The 14,605-nt window shown below is 70.3% G+C and carries 13 protein-coding genes; 6 read left to right on the plus strand and 7 right to left on the minus strand.

The window, feature by feature from the left end:
• Nucleotides 1-51 precede the first annotated feature (51 nt).
• From BJY18_RS30240 to BJY18_RS30255, 4 genes are all read right to left on the minus strand, one after another.
• Nucleotides 52-1,605 (minus strand): acetolactate synthase large subunit, encoded by a 1,554-nt coding sequence (locus BJY18_RS30240; RefSeq protein WP_184783290.1) that lies wholly within the window; start codon nt 1,603-1,605, stop codon nt 52-54.
• A 50-nt stretch (nt 1,606-1,655) separates the two neighbouring features.
• Nucleotides 1,656-3,038 (minus strand): FAD-binding oxidoreductase, encoded by a 1,383-nt coding sequence (locus tag BJY18_RS30245; RefSeq protein ID WP_184783291.1) that lies wholly within the window; start codon nt 3,036-3,038, stop codon nt 1,656-1,658.
• An 855-nt stretch (nt 3,039-3,893) separates the two neighbouring features.
• Nucleotides 3,894-4,394, minus strand: a complete 501-nt coding sequence (locus BJY18_RS30250) for a DUF3830 family protein (protein WP_184783292.1) — start codon at nt 4,392-4,394, stop codon at nt 3,894-3,896.
• Nucleotides 4,395-4,397: 3 nt separating this feature from the next.
• Entirely contained in the window at nt 4,398-5,657 is a 1,260-nt protein-coding gene (locus BJY18_RS30255) for an aspartate aminotransferase family protein (RefSeq protein WP_184783293.1), read from the minus strand.
• A gap of 92 nt (nt 5,658-5,749) precedes the next feature.
• Here BJY18_RS30255 and BJY18_RS30260 point away from each other — a divergent pair, with 92 nt between their 5' ends.
• The 3 genes from BJY18_RS30260 (at nt 5,750) to BJY18_RS30270 (ending at nt 8,809) form a co-directional block, all read left to right on the plus strand.
• Nucleotides 5,750-7,213, plus strand: a complete 1,464-nt coding sequence (locus BJY18_RS30260; protein ID WP_184783294.1) for an NAD-dependent succinate-semialdehyde dehydrogenase — start codon at nt 5,750-5,752, stop codon at nt 7,211-7,213.
• Nucleotides 7,210-8,265, plus strand: a complete 1,056-nt coding sequence (locus tag BJY18_RS30265; protein ID WP_184783295.1) for a tartrate dehydrogenase — start codon at nt 7,210-7,212, stop codon at nt 8,263-8,265. Before BJY18_RS30260 ends, BJY18_RS30265 begins: the two co-directional genes overlap by 4 nt.
• A 70-nt stretch (nt 8,266-8,335) precedes the next feature.
• Complete coding sequence (locus tag BJY18_RS30270; RefSeq protein ID WP_184783296.1) at nt 8,336-8,809, plus strand: DUF4262 domain-containing protein; 474 nt, start codon at nt 8,336-8,338, stop codon at nt 8,807-8,809.
• Nucleotides 8,810-9,254: 445 nt separating this feature from the next.
• Here BJY18_RS30270 and BJY18_RS30275 read toward each other — a convergent pair whose 3' ends face one another.
• The 3 genes from BJY18_RS30275 to BJY18_RS30285 form a co-directional block, all read right to left on the minus strand.
• A complete protein-coding gene (locus tag BJY18_RS30275) occupies nt 9,255-9,902 on the minus strand; it encodes a GntR family transcriptional regulator (protein WP_184783297.1) in 648 nt (215 codons plus the stop codon).
• 54 nt (nt 9,903-9,956) lie between these two features.
• Entirely contained in the window at nt 9,957-10,691 is a 735-nt protein-coding gene (locus tag BJY18_RS30280) for a maleate cis-trans isomerase family protein (protein ID WP_184783298.1), read from the minus strand.
• 73 nt (nt 10,692-10,764) lie between these two features.
• On the minus strand, nt 10,765-11,505 hold the full coding sequence (locus BJY18_RS30285) for a maleate cis-trans isomerase family protein (protein ID WP_184783299.1): 741 nt from the start codon (nt 11,503-11,505) through the stop codon (nt 10,765-10,767).
• Between the two features lie 164 nt (nt 11,506-11,669).
• On the opposite strand from BJY18_RS30285, the gene BJY18_RS30290 reads away from it, so the two are divergent.
• The 3 genes from BJY18_RS30290 (at nt 11,670) to BJY18_RS30300 (ending at nt 14,569) form a co-directional block, all read left to right on the plus strand.
• Nucleotides 11,670-12,602 (plus strand): D-2-hydroxyacid dehydrogenase, encoded by a 933-nt coding sequence (locus BJY18_RS30290; RefSeq protein WP_221460076.1) that lies wholly within the window; start codon nt 11,670-11,672, stop codon nt 12,600-12,602.
• Entirely contained in the window at nt 12,599-13,981 is a 1,383-nt protein-coding gene (locus tag BJY18_RS30295) for an amidase (RefSeq protein ID WP_184783301.1), read from the plus strand. The genes BJY18_RS30290 and BJY18_RS30295 overlap by 4 nt, the downstream gene beginning before the upstream one ends.
• Before the next feature lie 108 nt (nt 13,982-14,089).
• Nucleotides 14,090-14,569 (plus strand): MaoC family dehydratase, encoded by a 480-nt coding sequence (locus BJY18_RS30300; protein ID WP_184783302.1) that lies wholly within the window; start codon nt 14,090-14,092, stop codon nt 14,567-14,569.
• Nucleotides 14,570-14,605 lie beyond the last annotated feature (36 nt).

Below are 14,605 nucleotides of genomic sequence, written 5' to 3' on the forward strand. Positions count from 1 at the left end.
TTCCTCGTCCATGCAGCCATCGTCGCAGACCGCCCAGGACGGGACCCGGGCTCACAACAGCGGCGGCACGGCGGCGTCGATCAGGTGCGGGCCCGGCTCGGCCACCGCTCGGCGGAACTGCTCGGCCAGCTCTTCGGCGGTCGTCGCGCGGGTCGCGGGCACGCCCATGCCTTCGGCGAGCTTCACGAAATCCAGGTCCGGCCTGCCGAGGTCGAGCAGGTCCTTGGCGCGCGGGCCGTCACCGGAAGCGCCGACCCGTTGCAGCTCCATGCGGAGGATCGCGTACGCGTTGTTGTTGAGCACGACCGTGGTGACGTCGAGGTTTTCCCGCGCCTGCGTCCACAGTGCCGAGATCGTGTACATCGCGCTGCCGTCGGACTCCAGATTGATCACCGGACGGCGCGGTGCGGCGATCGCGGCGCCGACGGCGACCGGCATCCCGGAGCCGATGGCGCCGCCGGTGAGGGTGAGCACGTCGTGGCGGGGCGCGCCGGCGGTGGCTCCCGGCAGCAGCAGGCCGGAAGTGTTGGCCTCGTCGACGATGATCGCGTCCTCGGGCAGCAGCGCACCGATCACGTCGACCCAGTTCTGCGGGGTGAGCGGCCCCGCCGGGAGCGCCGGACGCGTCGCCTCCTGCAGGACCGGTTCGGTGTCGGCGGCGACCAGCGCGGCGACCTCCTCGAGTGCGGCGGCCACGTCCTGACCGGGCGCGGCGAGCTCGTGCACCTGTGCGCCGTCCGGGGTCAGCTCGCTCGGCATGCCGGGGTAGGCGAAGAACGACACCGGCGCCTTCGTGCCCGCGACGATCAGGTGCCGTATGCCGTCCAGTTGGTACTTCGCCTGTTCGGCCAGATAACCGAGCCGTTCGAGATTCGGCAGCCCCGCCCCGCGTTCGAGCCGGGCCGGGAACGTCTCCGCAAACGCTTTCGCGCCGGTGGCCGCGACGATCCGGCTGGTCGCGCGCAAGCCGGTTTCGTGGCAGGCGTCCCCGCCGATCAGTAAAGCCACCGGTTCGCCGCTGCGCAGGACTTCCGCGACGGCCTTGACCGTCGCCGTGTCCACTGCCTGCGGTGCACGCGGCGAGGTCGGCGCGCTCGGTTCGCCACCCTCGCCCCACGAAACGTCGGCGGGCAGGATGAGCGTCGCGACCCGGCCGGGAGCGTCCTGCGCGGCGGCGACGGCGGCTGCCGCGTCCGCGCCGACGTCCTTGGTCTGCCCGGACCGCCGTGACCAGCCCTCCAGCCAGCCGGTCAGCGCGTCGATGTCCGACTCCAGCGGCGCGTCGTACTGCTTGTGGTAGGTGGCGTGGTCGCCGATCACGTTCACGATCGGAGTGTGGGCGCGCCGTGCGTTGTGCAGGTTCGCCAATCCGTTGCCCAGACCGGGGCCGAGGTGCAGGAGCGTGGCGGCGGGCTTGCCGGCGATCCGCGCGTAGCCGTCGGCCGCGCCGGTCACCACGCCCTCGAACAACGCCAGCACCCCGCGCATCTCCGGCACGGAGTCGAGCGCGGCCACGAAGTGCATCTCCGACGTGCCGGGATTGGAGAAGCACACCTCGACACCGTTGTCGACCAGCGTGCGGATCAGGGACTGGGCGCCGTTCATCGTGCTCCGCCGTTCATCGTGCTTGCAGTGCTCACTTTCCGGGCTCGGGCTCAGGCGAACAGGACACCGGGGTTGAGGATCCCGGCCGGGTCGAAACCGTCCTTGAGCCGGCGGAGCAACGCGAGCTTCGCCGGGTCCGCCAGCTTGTCGTGGTACTTCGTCTTGGTGCGGCCGAGCCCGTGCTCGCCGGAGATGGCGCCGCCGAGTTCCATGGCGTAGCCGAAGATGTCCGTGAGAAGTGCGGTCCGGGTGTCCGGGTCCGGGCAGAAGATCGCCAGGTGGACGTTGCCGTCGCCGGCGTGCCCGCAGCCGATCACGCCACCACCCGCGGCCTGCGCCAGCTCGCGCGAGCGGGTGAGGAACGGCGGCATCGCGGTACGCGGGACCACCACGTCGATCACGTCGTCCGCGCCGGCCGCTTTCGCGTTCCAGAAAGCCTTTTCCCGTGCCTCGATGAGTTTGCGTGCCGCGCCGCCTTCGAGCACGTACGCATCGGTCGCACCGAGTTCGAGCAGCAGCTCGCCGAGGGTCTCGACGTCCTCGCCGACCCGGTCGGCCACCCGGTTCTCCAGCGCCACCGCCAGATACGCCTCGGTCCGGTCCCGGATCTCGGCCGGCACGCCGAGTTCGAGCTTGTCGTTGTGCACCATCGCGGCCATGGTCAGGTTGTCGATGTACTCCAGGATGTGCGGCTCCAGCCCGCTCGCGACGATCCGCGGCACCGCCGCCATCACCTGGTCGAAGTCGTCGAACGGGGCGAGCACGGTGGCGCCGTGCGGCAGCCGGGGATGCAGCTTCAGGGTCGCCTCGGTGACCAGCGCGAGGGTGCCCTCCGAACCGGTGATCAGCTGGGTGAGGTCGTAGCCGGTGGAAATCTTCGAGGTGCGCCCGCCGGTGCGGAGGATCTCCCCGGTGGGCAGAACCGCCTGCAGGCCCACGACGTTGCCGCGGGTGACGCCGTAGCGGATCGCACGCATACCGCCCGCGTTCGTGCCGACAGTGCCGCCGACGCTCGCGCTCAGTTCGCCCGGGTACACCGGGTAGGTGAGGCCGTGTTCGGCGGTCATTCGGTCCAGTTCGGACAGTGTGACCCCCGGCTGGACCACGGCGACGTGGTTGCCGGTGTCGATCTCGAGGACCGCGTTCATCCGCTCGAACGACACGAGCAGGCCGCCTTCCGCGGGGCGGGCGCCTCCGGAGAGGCCGCTGCCGGACCCGCGGGCGGTGACCGGGACACCGGCCTCGGTGGCCGCCTTCAGCAGTTCGGAGACTTCCTCGGCGGTAGCGGGTTTCGCCACGTAGGCGGGTTTCTGGGGCGGTGAAGTCAGCGCTTCGTCGTGCGCGTAGTCGTCGGGGATCGCGTCGCCGGTGAGCAGGTTTCCGGTGCCCACGACGGCCGCCAGCCGCGCCGCGACGTCGTCCTTCTGCGCCACTGCCTGCCCCTCCCTGGTGCACCCGGACCTTGCGCTTCGAGCCTAGTCCTTCCGGTCACGGGAGGACCATGAAGCTGCTTCACGTTCATCCCCGGTGACTTGGGGTGACCACGGTGCCGATGCCGTACCGGCAGGCAATACGTATTCCGGAAAAGGAAAATCCGCCCCTTTTCACGCTCGGCGAGAATGGGACGGAAAAGCTGGAGTGGGTACTGCGAAAATCCGGGGTGGAAAAGCCGGAACGGGGGCCGGTCCGCGCCAACAGGCCGGCCCCCGCGGTTGATCCTCGGTGCCGGTCAGACGAGCCAGCCGAGCACGTGCGCCAGGTGTGCCAGGGCACCGGTGAGGATGTCGTGGCAGTGGTGCGCGTGCTGGGTGAACATCTGCATTGAGGGGCTCCTTGTCCGGATGTTTTCTTCGGTTGTGCTCTCGCGAGGAGCGAATGCAGATTTGCACCGGCGCGCCCGGGGTGTCAAAAGCTGTTTCCCGAAACCCGGCCGGCTCCGGAATCTTCCCACCCTAAACGTGTAAGTCTTTCGGGTTCAGCGGCGGGGGTGGGATGACCGGCGGATCGCCACGGTTGGTAGTGACCGGCCGTGCTGCTCACGGTGAGTAGCAGAAGCCGATTGCGACAAGTGGGGGTCGTGTCACCCCGAACCGGTGAACGCGGGGACACGAATGGTGAAGATAAGAAGTTCACACGCCCGGGTGATCGCCGCCGGTCCGGCGGTACCTGAACCCGGTGCGCCGTGCATACGCACTGTGAACCCGGCCTCACCAGACAGTGCTAGCGATCCCTCGTGCCGGGTGGGCGGCCAGGTGCCGGCGTGTCCGCCGGGACCTGGCCGCCGGTGTTCAGTCCGCGCGGGCGAACGACAGCGTTTCGCCTTCGACGCCACGAAGCCACAGATCCTGTGCCGCGGCGGCGATGTCCGGCAGGCCCTCCTCGATGGTGGCGAAAACGTTGCCGGGCACCCAGCCGGCGTCGCCGTTGATGAGGAGGTTGTTCCGGCCGTAGAAGATCGCCAGGTCCGTGGCGCCCTGGTCGCTGTGCGCCTCGCTGCCCTCGTCGTAGCCGTACGCCGGGTTGCCGATCTCCCAGGCTTCGAACCCGAAGTAGACGACGTCCCCCGGAATCGGCGTGATCGTCGGGTTCTCCCGGCCGGGCTTGGGTTCGGCGAACGGCGGCACGAGGGTGTAGACCTCGTTGCGCGCGTACTTCGCGTGGTAGGCCGAACCGCTGTGCGGTAGCGAGTCCCACACCGCCTTGCAGGTGCGAGGTGCCTCTTCGTCGAGCAGCCGGGCGCGGCAGGAGACACCGCGCTTGTCGAGGGTGATGGTGATGTACCGCGCCATGGCTCAGCTCCCTGCCGTGACAGAAGCGACGACGTCGCCCCAGATCCGCAACGCGTCGTCGACCTGCTCGGAGCTGACCACCAACGGCGGCACCATGCGCACGACGTTCGAGTACGCACCACAGGTGAGCAGCAGCAGGCCGTTGCGCGCGGCCGTCTGCTGCGCGGCTTGTGCGGTAGCCGCGTCCGGCTCGCCGTCCGCAGTGGTGAATTCCGTGCCCACGAGCAGGCCGAGGCCGCGTACGTCGCCGATGGCCGGCGTCTTGTCGCCGATGACCCGCGCGCCTTCGAGCAGCTGACGGCCGCGCTCGGCAGCGTTGTCGACCAAGCCTTCGTCACGGATCACGTCGAGCGTCGCGATCGCGGCCGCGCAGGAGACCGCGTTGCCGCCGTACGTCCCGCCCTGGGAGCCCGGGAACGCTTTCGCCATCAGCTCCTGCGAAGCCGCGATGCCCGACAGCGGGAAGCCGCTGGCGAGGCCCTTCGCGATCAGCACGACGTCCGGGGAGACGTCGTAGTGGTCGTGGCCCCAGAACTTGCCGGTCCGGCCGAAGCCGGTCTGCACCTCGTCGAGCACCAGGAGGATGCCGTGCCGGTCCGCACGCTCACGCAGCCCGGCGAGGAACTCGGTGTTCGCCGGCACGTAGCCGCCCTCGCCGAGCACCGGCTCGACGAACAGCGCGGCCGTCTCGCCCGGCGCGGACACGGTCTGGAACAGGTAGTCCAGCTCGCGCAGCGCGAACTTCGTGGCGGTCTCCTGGTCCCAGCCGTAGTGGTAGGCGTACGGGAAGGGCGCCACGTGCACGCCGGCCATGAGCGGCGAGATGCCGGTGCTGAACCGCGTGCCGGACGTGGTCATCGAGGCCGCGGCGACGGTGCGGCCGTGGAAGCCGCCCTGGAACACGATCACGTTGGGTCGCTTCGTCGCCTGCCGCGCGAGCCGCAGCGCGGCCTCCACGGCCTCGCTGCCGGAGTTGGCGTAGAACAGCGAGTCGAGCCCGGACGGCAGGACCGCGCCGAGCTTCTCGGTGAGCTCCAGCAGTGGCTTGTGCATCACCGTCGTGTACTGCCCGTGGACGAGTTTGCCGATCTGCTCGCGCGCGGCCTCGACCACGCGCGGGTGGCAGTGACCGGTGCTCGTCACGCCGATCCCCGCGGTGAAGTCGAGGTGACGTTTTCCGTCCACGTCGTAGAGGTAAACCCCTTCACCGTGGTCGACGACCACGGGCGTGGCCTGCTTGAGCAGCGGGGAAAGCTGTGCCATGCGGCGCGCTCCTAGGTCTGGTTCAGCGGTTGTCGATTGTTGACAATATCCATAGCATGGCTTCGGGACAACCACGAACGGGAGCGAACCGGATGAGTGAGATCACCGAGGACGGTGTGGTCGGCGCGGTCGGCAAGGACCTCTTCATCGGCGGCAAATGGGTGCCGGCGCAGGGCGGACGGGCCTTCGACGTGCAGGACCCCTCGACCGGCGCGGTGCTGTGCAAGGTCGCCGACGCGACCGCGGAAGACGGCCTGGCCGCGCTCGATGCGGCGGTCGCCGCGCAGGACAGCTGGGCGGCCGTCGCGCCTCGTGAGCGCGGGGAGATCCTGCGGCGGGCGTACGAGAAGCTGCTCGAGCGCCGGGACGAGCTGGCGTTGCTGATGACCCTCGAGATGGGCAAGCCGCTCGCCGAAGCGGCCGGTGAGATCACCTACGCCGCCGAGTTCTTCCGCTGGTTCGCCGAAGAGGCCGTACGGATCGACGGCGGGTACGCGGTGGCGCCCAACGGTGCCGGCCGGTTCCTGGTGACCCGCCAGCCGGTGGGGCCCGCGCTGCTCATCACGCCGTGGAACTTCCCGATGGCGATGGGCACGCGCAAGATCGGCCCGGCGATCGCGGCGGGCTGCACGACGGTGATCAAGCCCGCCGCGCAGACGCCCCTGTCGATGCTGGCGCTCGCCGGGATCCTCGCCGAGGCGGGACTTCCCGAGGGCGTGCTGAACGTCGTCACGACCACCGACGCGGGTGGTGTGATGGAGCCGCTGATCCGCGACGGGCGGGCGCGCAAGCTGTCGTTCACCGGGTCCACCGGGGTCGGCCGCAAGCTGCTGGAACAGTGCGCGGAGAAGGTGCTGCGCACGTCGATGGAGCTCGGTGGCAACGCGCCGTTCCTGGTGTTCGACGACGCGGACCTGGACGCCGCTGTCGAGGGCGCGATGCAGGCGAAGATGCGCAACATCGGCGAAGCGTGCACCGCGGCGAACCGGTTCTACGTGCAGCGGGGCGTCGTCGACGAGTTCTCCCGCAGGCTCACCGAGCGGATGCAGTCGCTGCCGATGGGCCGCGGTACCGACGAAGGTGTCGTCGTCGGCCCACTGATCGACGAGGCCGCGGTGACCAAGGTGACCACGCTGGTCAAGGATGCCACCGACCGGGGCGCGCGCGTGCTCACCGGTGGTGAGCCGGTCGGCGGGCCGGGGCACTTCTACCCGGCCACGGTGCTCACCGACGTTCCGCAGGACGCGCGGCTGACCGGCGAGGAGATCTTCGGCCCGGTCGCGCCGATCACCCCGTTCGACACCGAGGACGAGGCGATCGCGAAGGCCAACGACACCGAGTACGGCCTGGTCTCCTACCTGTTCACCGCGGATCTGAAGCGGGCGTTGCGGGTGTCGGAGCGGCTGGAGGCCGGCATGATCGGCCTCAACCAGGGCATCGTGTCCAACCCGGCCGCGCCGTTCGGCGGGATCAAGCAGTCCGGTCTCGGCCGCGAAGGCGGCACCGTCGGCATCGACGAGTTCCTCGAGACCAAGTACATCGCGGTGAACCTGTGAGCCACCGGATTGCCAGTATCCCGGGCGACGGGATCGGAGTGGACGTCACGGTCGAGGCGCGCAAGGTGCTCGACGCGGCCGCCGCCAGGTACGGATTCTCCCTGGAGTGGGAGGAGTTCGACTGGAGCTGCGAGCGGTACGCCGAGACCGGCGCGATGATGCCGGAGGACGGCGTCGAGCAGCTGTCGGGGTTCGACGCCATTTTGCTCGGCGCGGTCGGCTTCCCCGGGGTGCCGGACCACGTTTCCCTGTGGGGACTGCTGATCCCGCTGCGCAGGGCGTTCCAGCAGTACGTGAACCTGCGCCCGGTGCGGCTGCTGCCGGGCACCACGTCCGCGCTGGCCGGGCGCACGGCCGACGAGCTGGAGATGGTGATCGTCCGGGAGAACTCGGAGGGCGAGTACTCGGCGATCGGCGGGCGGCACAACGCCGGCCGGCCGGACGAGTTCGTGCTGCAGGAATCGGTGTTCACGCGCGTGGGCGTGGAGCGGATCATCCGGTACGCCTTCGAACTGGCGCGCACCCGGTCCGGGCACGTCACGTCCGCCACGAAGTCGAACGGGCTCATCCACTCGATGCCGTACTGGGACGAGATCTTCGCCGAGGTCGGGGCGCGCCACCCGGACGTGCGGGCCGAACAGTGCCATGTGGACGCACTGGCGGCCCGGATGGTGCAGGCCCCGGACCGGATCGACGTGGTCGTGGGGTCGAACCTGTTCGGCGACATCCTGAGCGACCTGGCGGCCGCGGTGACCGGCGGGCTGGGCATGGCACCGTCCGGCAACGTCAACCCATCAGGTGAATTCCCGTCCATGTTCGAGGCCGTGCACGGCAGTGCCCCGGACATCGCCGGGCAGGGCATCGCCAACCCGGTCGCCCAGATCCTCGCCGGTGCGATGCTGCTGGATCACCTCGGGGAAACCGTTGCCGCGCAAGCGATCCGCAGCTCCGTCGACGAGGTGCTTGCCGCCGGGAAGGTGCTCACCCCGGACCTGGGCGGCACCTCTACCACAACCGGGCTGGGTACCGCGGTGGCCGAAACGCTCCGCTGATTTTTCGTCGGTACCGCGCGCTTCACTCTTCCCCGGGGCCCACCGAGGGTCCCGGGGGAGGAGAAGCCCGATGTGCGAGCAGTGCGGGGAACCGGAGAGAACCGCCGGACAGCGGTACCTGAGCGAGGTGCTGGACCGGATCCGCGAGTACGGCTGGTGTGTCCAGGGCGTATTGGGCACGGGTGTCCGCCCGCCCTGGGCGTACACCCTGGGCCTCACCGCCCACGGCCTGCCCGAGCTGGTCGTCACCGGACTGCCGCCGCACCCGTCGGCGGTCCTGCTCTCCGCGGCGGCCGAGCGCACCCTGACCACCGGGCCACCCGAACCCGGGGCCCGCCTGAGCCTGCCGGGCCACCCGGCACTGGAAGCGGTCGCCCTGACCGCGCCGGGTGTGCACCTGCACTTCGCGGTGGCGTTGTACGGCCCGGAGATCAGTGCGATCCAACTGGTGCACTCCGACGTCCGCGGGGTCTTCCCGTGGTCCCCGAACTACCGTGCGGGCCAGGGCGGCCAGCCGGTGCTGGGGGAGCGTACCCATGACTGACCGGCGATGTTTTCCCTTCGAGTCAAGGTATTCACCACGGCACCTGCTTCGAAGCGGGGGGCGGTCACCGGCGTGCCACTCGCGGTTCGGCCGGACGCTTGCGGCCTTGTGCGTGTTGTCAGTCCTTTGTGGGCTCTCGGCGGTGCACGGGAAACGTCGAGCCCGGGTGCCTGCGGGCGAACGCAACCGTGGGGCAGGCGAATTTCGCGAACGGCCGGTGGGGCACCTGCACAGCTGCAGGTGCACCGAACACCGAGCCCGGGACGTCGCCGGCCGAGGCGACGAGTCGCTCAGCGGATCCGGTGACGGGATGGCGTGGCCGGTGCGCGGCCGGTTCTTCGTGCTGCCGGTGGTTCTGTCGCAGCCACCACGGCGTTCCCCACGGGTGCCACACCGCGGCCGGGCGAAACCACGGCTGTCCGCCCGCATCGCGAGCCTGCCGGGGTCAGTGGTTCGCCGGTGCTTCGCCGTTGCGCGGGCTCGTGCCCGGGGTCAGGCGGCTGATCGCGTCCTCCATGTGCGCGTCCAGCAGGCCCAGCGCGGTGCCCTCGTCACCCGCGCGCAGGGCCTCGATGATCTGCGTGTGCTCCTCCACCCGGTCCTCCACGCGCTGGTACGTGCTCTGCAGCAGGGTCAGGCACATCCGGGTCTCGATCAGCAGCGTGCGGGCCATCCGGACGAGTCGTTTGCTGCCGGAGGACTCGATCAGCGCCTCGTGGAAGCGCAGGTCCGCTGTGGACAGTGCGGAGGGGTCGTCGTCGTCCGCGGCGGTGGCCATGTCGGCCACGGCTTGCTCCAGCGTCTGCGCCACCTCCTCGCGGTCGCCGCTGCTCAGGACGCGCAGCAGCGCGGTGCGTTCCACCGCGGTGCGGGCGAGGTAGATGTCGTGGACGTCGGCCGGTTCGAGGTCGATCACGAACAGGCCGCGGTGCCGTTCACTGCGCAGCAGGCCTTCCGACACGAGATGCTGCATCGCCTCCCGCAGCGGACCACGGGACACCTGGAACCGGGCCGCGAGATCGGTTTCCCCGAGCTGCGTGCCCGGCGGCAGGACGCCGTTCATGATCGCTTCACGCAGCTGGCGCGCGATCATCGTGGCAGTCGACTCGCGGCTCACCGGTTCGATACCGGGCAGGGCGACCACGGGTCAGCGCCCCGGTCGGAACAGTGTGCCCAGCGATCGCACCACCCGGGCCGTGCCGGCCAGCCGCAGGCCCTCCCAGAGGGTCACCTGGTTCGCGGTCAGTACTGGTTTGCCCAGCTTCTCCTCGATCGCGGTGATCTCGCCGAGCGTGCGCATCGCGGTGTCGGGCACGAGCACCGCGTCCGCGTCCGGGTGGTCGTGGGTCACCGCGAGGTCCACCACGGCGTCCGGGGCCAGCCTGCCCACCTCCGCGGCGGTGTCGATGTCCGCGCTCGACATGGTCAGCACTTCGACCCCGCCCGCGGCGAGGAAGTCCACGAACAGCCGGGCCACGTCGTCCGGGTAGCTGGCGGCCACTGCGACCCGCCGCACGCCGATCGCCTGTGCCGCGTGCACGAAGGCGAACGAGGTGCTCGACGCGGGCACGCCCGCGGTCGCGGCCAGGCGGTCGGCCTGATCGCGCGCGCCCTCCCAGCCGTACACGAAGCTGCCGGACGTGCACGCCCAGACGACCGCGTCCGGCCGGTGACGGGCCAGCAGCCCGGCGCCCTCGGCCAGCCGGGACTCACTGCCGAGATCCAGCAACTCCGGTACGGCGTGCAGATCGGTGCCGTAGATGTGCGCGACCGGCAGCCGGATGTCGCCCTCGGCGGCGTCCGATCCGCCGAGCAGCTGCTCCGCGAGCGGGTAGTCGTCCTCGGCCGCGTGGTCGGGGTAGATGAAGCCGATCGTGGTCACGAAACCTCCGGAATACGCAAATTGTCGACAATCTTACCGGTATGGGTCAAGGGCCGGCCGCCCGAGCCGCCGGTCAGGAGACCTCCCGCAGCCATTGGCCGGGGCCGACGATCGGCAGCTGCATCCGGCGCAGGCAGGCCCACATGGTCAGCTGGTTGGCCGTCAGCACGGGCTTGCCCAGCGCCTTCTCCAGCGGCTCGATCAGGTCGAACGTGGGGAGGTTGGTGCAGCTGACGAAAATGGCCTCGGCGTCGCTGTGGTCGGCGGCCAGGATCCGTTCGGCGATGGTGCGGTAGCTGACCTTCCAGATGCCGCCGCCCAGGCCGAGGTGGTCGCTGGCGACGGTGTCCACGCCGAGTTCGGCGAGGAAGCCGTGGAGTGCGCCGGTGAGATCGGCGTCGTAGGGGGTGAGTACGGAGATCCGGTGTAGATCCAGCTGCTGCAGCACCTCGGCGAGTGCGCCGGAGGTGGTCACCGCGTCCGGCGCGCCGGCGTCGCAGATGGCCTTGGTGAGGGAGCGTTCGTAGTCGACGCCGTTCACGAAGCTGCCCGACGTGCACAGGTAGGCGACCACCTCGGGTTCCACGTGCAGTACGTCGCGCGTGGCGGCCGCGAGGTGCCGGCTGTCGCTCACCAGGTGCGCCATCTCCATGCTGACCGGAACCGGTTCGTAGGGCGTGCGGGCGAGGTGCAGCGACACCTCCATCGGCACCCAGCGCCACAGCTCGCGCTCGAGCGCGAGGTCGAAGGGGGCGATCACGCCGATGCCCCGCTGCGCGAGCGGGCCTTCGAACGCGAGAAAGTCCAGATCCAAGGCTCAGCCTCCGGAATACGCCTGTGCGAGATGACACGTCCGGTGCTCCGGGGGTCGTTCCTCGGATTGTTGACAATCATACGAGCCACTTTTACCGTGTCAATGTGATCGGCTCGGAAATCCCCGTTCTGGCGGTGCTCTGCGGGGCGGAACCGCCACCGGACATGGCTGCTGTCGAAGCGGGCGCGGTCGTTCGTTACACCGATGCGAGCGGGCTTCCGGAGGCGCTGGCCGGAGCCGACGCGCTGTTCGTCTACGACTTCCTTTCCACCGCAGTGCCGAAAGCGTGGGCGGCGGCGGACCGGTTGCGGTGGCTGCACATCGCCAGCGCCGGCGTGGACCCGGTGCTGTTCCCGGAGCTGCGGGAAAGCGACGTGGTGCTCACGAACTCGCGCGGGGTGTTCGACGACGCCATCGCCGAGTACGTGCTCGGGGTCGTGCTGGCCTTCGCCAAGGACTTCGCGCGGTCGCTCGACCTGCAGCGGGCCACCACCTGGCGGCATCGCGAGAGCGAGCGGATCGCCGGGCGCGAGGTGCTGGTGGTCGGCACCGGGCCGATCGGGCGGGCCACCGCGCGGCTGCTGCGTGCGGCCGGGATGCGGGTGTCGGGAGCCGGGCGGCGGGCGCGGACCGGCGACCCCGACTTCGGCGTGGTGCACGAGTCCGCCGAGCTGCCGCGGTACCTGGGCGAGTTCGACTACGTGGTCGCCCTCGCCCCGCTCACCGACCGGACCAAGGGCATGTTCGATGCCGCCGCGTTCGCCGCGATGAAGCCGTCCGCCCGGTTCGTCAACGTCGGCCGTGGCGAGCTGGTGGTCACGTCCGAGCTGGTCGCGGCGTTGCGTGCCGGGGAGATCGCGGGTGCCGCGCTGGACGTGTTCGAGACCGAGCCGCTGCCCGCGGACAGCCCGCTCTGGACGATGCCGGACGTGCTGGTCTCCCCGCACATGTCGGGGGACTTCGGCGGATGGCGCCGCACGCTGGTAGAGGTGTTCACGGCGAACTTCCGGCGCTGGAGTGCCGGGGAGCCGCTGCAGAACGTCGTGGACAAACGGCTCGGGTACGTGCCGTCGCAACCGCAGGGAGCCGCCGGATGAGTGACCGGGAACTGACCGCCAGCGAGCTCGTGGCCGCCTACTCGACCGGGGAGCTGTCTCCGGTGGAGGCGACCGAGAACGCGTTGCAGGCCATCGAGGAGCGCGACGGCGAGCTGCACGCGTACTGCCTCGTGGACGCCGATCGCGCACTGGAACAGGCGAAGGCGGCCGAGGTCCGCTGGCGCGACGGCAACCCGATCGGCTGGCTGGACGGGGTTCCCTCGTCCATCAAAGACATGTTCCTCACGCAGGGCTGGCCGACACTGCGTGGCTCCAGCAGCGTCCCGCGGGATCAGCCGTGGGACGTCGACAGCCCGGTGATGGCGCGGATGCGGGAGGCCGGCCTCGTCGTACTGGGCAAGACGACCACGCCGGAGATCGCCTGGAAGGGCGTCACCGACAGCGCGCTCGTCGGGATCACCCGCAATCCGGTCGACCCGGACAAGACCGCGGGTGGTTCGAGCGGGGGCAGTGCGGCGGCCGTCGCGGCGGGCATGGGCGAGTTGTCGGTGGGCACCGACGGCGGCGGTTCGGTGCGGATTCCCGCGTCGTTCTGCGGAATCGTCGGGATGAAGCCGACGCACGGGCGGATCCCGCTGTACCCGGCGAGCCCGTTCGGCCCGCTGTCACACGCCGGGCCGATGGCCCGCAGCGTGGACGACACCGCGCTCCTGCTCGATGTGCTGTCCACCCCCGATCACCGCGATCCCGCCGGGCTCGCCCCGCCGATGGGCACCTACCGCGAGGCCGTGCGGCGTGACGTGCGTGGCCTGAACGCGGCGTACTCGCCGACTCTCGGCTACGTGGACGTGGATCCGGAGGTGGCCGGGATCGTCGCCGCCGCGGTCCGGGCCCTCGGTGACGCGGGATTGCGGATCGAGCAGACCGACCCGGGCTTCGCGGATCCGAAGCCGGCGTTCGACGTGCTGTGGTCCACCGGTGCGGCCAAGCTGCTCGACTCGTTCCCGGCCGGCAGCGAGGATCGCGTCGACCCGGGCCTGCGGCGGGTATGGGAGAAGGGGCACACGTTCTCCGCGAGCGACTACCTCGACGCCACCGCGGAACGCGCCGCGCTCGGCATCCGGATGGGCGAGTTCCACACCCGCCACGACGTCCTGCTCACCCCGACCATCCCGATCCCGCCGTTCGAAGCCGGCCACGACGTGCCGCCGGGCAGCGGCCTGAGCGAATGGCCGGAGTGGACCCCGTTCACCTACCCGTTCAACATGACCCAGCAGCCCGCGATCAGCGTCCCGGCGGGCCGTACGTCCGCCGGCCTGCCGGTGGGGCTGCAGATCGTCGGCCCCCGGCATTCGGACGACCTGGTACTGGCCGTGGCGAAACTGCTCGAGGAAGTCCGCCCCTGGCCAACGCACTGACTCCGCCCGACGGCCCCGGCCGGTGACCTCTCCACGCTCCGGCCGTGCCGTGCGGGCAGCACCGGCGCGGGCGGGTTTCGGCCGTGCCGGTGTGGCAGTCTGGCGGTCATGACCGAGTTCACCACGCCGATCGGGGATCGCTGGTTCGAGGACTATCCGCTCGGGGCGGTGTACGAGTTCGGGGACGTCACCGTCACCGAGGCGGAGATCGTCGAGTTCGCCCGGCGGTTCGATCCGCAGAGCTTCCACGTCGATCCGGTGGTCGCGAAGTCCGGGCCGTTCGGCGGGCTCATCGCCAGTGGCTGGCACACCGCGAGCCTGATGATGCGGATGTTCGCCGACCACTACCTGTCCTCGGTGGCCAGTCTCGGCAGTCCGGGAATGGACGAGCTGCGCTGGCCGCGGCCGGTGCGGCCGGGGGACCGGCTGCACATGCGCGCCACCGTCACCGAGGCCCGGCTGTCGAAGTCCAAGCCGGATCGCGGACTCGTCCGCACCCGGATGGAGGTCTTCACCGCGGACGACGAGCTGGTCCTCAGCGGCAGCGCGGTCAACTTCCTCTCCGTGCGGCCCGCCACGTCGCGTTAGTCCACACAGGACCAATCCGCCCGCGAGTGGCGCGAG

Origin of the sequence: Amycolatopsis jiangsuensis, from assembly GCF_014204865.1 — a bacterium.
Lineage (GTDB): Bacteria > Actinomycetota > Actinomycetes > Mycobacteriales > Pseudonocardiaceae > Amycolatopsis > Amycolatopsis jiangsuensis.